The 1,590-nt window shown below is 68.1% G+C and carries 3 protein-coding genes; 2 read left to right on the plus strand and 1 reads right to left on the minus strand.

Annotated elements, in window-relative coordinates:
• Together VFF46_RS38070 and VFF46_RS38075 are read left to right on the plus strand one after the other, a co-directional pair.
• The coding region (locus VFF46_RS38070; RefSeq protein ID WP_414673140.1) for an ABC transporter permease at positions 1-817 on the plus strand (817 nt) is incomplete at its 5' end.
• A 32-nt stretch (positions 818-849) separates the two neighbouring features.
• Complete coding sequence (locus VFF46_RS38075) at positions 850-1,287, plus strand: VOC family protein (RefSeq protein WP_325042135.1); 438 nt, start codon at positions 850-852, stop codon at positions 1,285-1,287.
• Here the strand turns inward: VFF46_RS38075 and VFF46_RS38080 are convergent.
• On the minus strand, positions 1,284-1,590 hold a 307-nt coding region (locus VFF46_RS38080), incomplete at its 5' end, for a DUF7586 domain-containing protein (RefSeq protein ID WP_422653756.1). The genes VFF46_RS38075 and VFF46_RS38080 overlap by 4 nt on opposite strands.

The raw sequence follows: 1,590 nt of genomic DNA on the forward strand, positions 1-1,590 counted from the left end.
CGGGCCGATGAGCGCCGCTGTCCTCGAAGCACCGGCGGCCCGGCGCAGCCGGCCGTTCGCCTGGGTGCCGCAGAGCCTGACGCTGGCCTGGCGGAACATCGTCCGGATCCGGCAGAACCCGGAAGCCCTGGCGGACGTGACCTTCCAGCCGATCATCTTCCTGGTGCTGTTCCTGTTCGTGTTCGGCGGTGCGATCGCGCAGGGCGCCGGCTGGCGCGACTACCTGCCGTTCCTGCTGCCCGGTCTGCTGGTGCAGACCGTCGTGTTCTCCACGATGGGCACCGGTGTCGCGCTGAACGACGACTTCGCGAAGGGCGTGTTCGACCGGTTCCGGTCGCTGCCGATCGCCCGGATCGCGCCGCTGGTCGGCGCGGTGCTCGGCGACGCGGTCCGCTACACGCTGTCGATCGTGATCCTGATGGGCACCGGGTTCGCGCTCGGGTTCCGGTTCCAGAACGGCGTCGGGTACGGCCTACTAGCGCTCGTGATCGTGCTGGCGTTCGCGCTGTCGATGTGCTGGATCTGGGTCTGGCTGGGCCTGTCGCTGAAGACCGCGCAGGGCGTGCAGGGTGTGGCGTTCCTGGTGATGTTCCCGCTGACGTTCGGCAGCAACGTGTTCGTGAAGACGGACACGCTGCCCGGGTTCCTGCGGGCGTTCGTGAACGTGAACCCGGTCAAGTACCTGGTGGACACGATGCGCGGCCTGATGCTCGGCGGCCCGATCGAGAAGCCGCTGCTGATCACGCTCGCCTGGATGGTCGGCCTGGTCGCGGTCTTCGCCCCGCTGGCTATCCGCGCGTACCGGCGCCGTACCTGAAACCTGTCGATGGTGAGCGTCAGAGTGGTCGTATGACGACCAAGTGGACGCTCACCATCGACTGCGCCGATCCCGGGCTGGTCGCACGCTTCTGGTGTACGGCGCTCGGCTACACGGAAGCGGATCCGCCCAAAGGCTGGGACACCTGGGAGGCCTGGTTCACCGACCTGAACGTCCCCGAGGACGAGTGGAACGACGGCGCCGCGATCTCCGACCCGGACGGCGTCCTCCCGTCCATCTCGTTCCTCAAGGTCCCCGAGCCCCGCACCGCCAAGAACCGCCTGCACCTGGACCTCCAGGTAGCAGGCGGCCGCTCCGAGCCCCAAGCCCTCCGCGAACAACGCATCCGCACCACCGCGACCACCCTCCAGTCCGCCGGCGCCACCTTGGTCCAGGAAGTCCACACCGACAACACCCTCGACCACCTCTGGATGCAAGACCCCGAAGGCAACGACTTCTGCGTGGTCTAGGGGTTGATCTCGCCGAAGGACAAGGGTTCGCGGGTGCAGAGGTAGGTTGCCCAGTGCAACTTTGTGGGGTGGCCGGCGGGGTCTCGGGTGATGCGGAGGAGTTCGCCGGTTTCGCGGCCGGAGACGGTGCGGTAGGTGTCCTCGGAGAGGCGTTCGAAGACGGCGGGGGACTGGTACTCGGCGGCCGCGGGGGACTTCGCCTCGAGGACGCCGTTCCTGACCGAGAAGACGAACGGGCTGCCTTCGGTGAACCAGGTGCCGAGGACGCCGGTCAGCTCGGCGGGGACCGACGTACCGGGGACC

The sequence above is a fragment of the Kribbella sp. genome, from assembly GCF_035655035.1.
Classification (GTDB): Bacteria; Actinomycetota; Actinomycetes; order Propionibacteriales; family Kribbellaceae; genus Kribbella.

Coding starts and splice junctions, on each gene's coding strand:
- VFF46_RS38075 (WP_325042135.1), top strand. CDS start 850: ATGACGACCAAGTGGACGCTCACCATCGACTGCGCCGATCCCGGGCTG.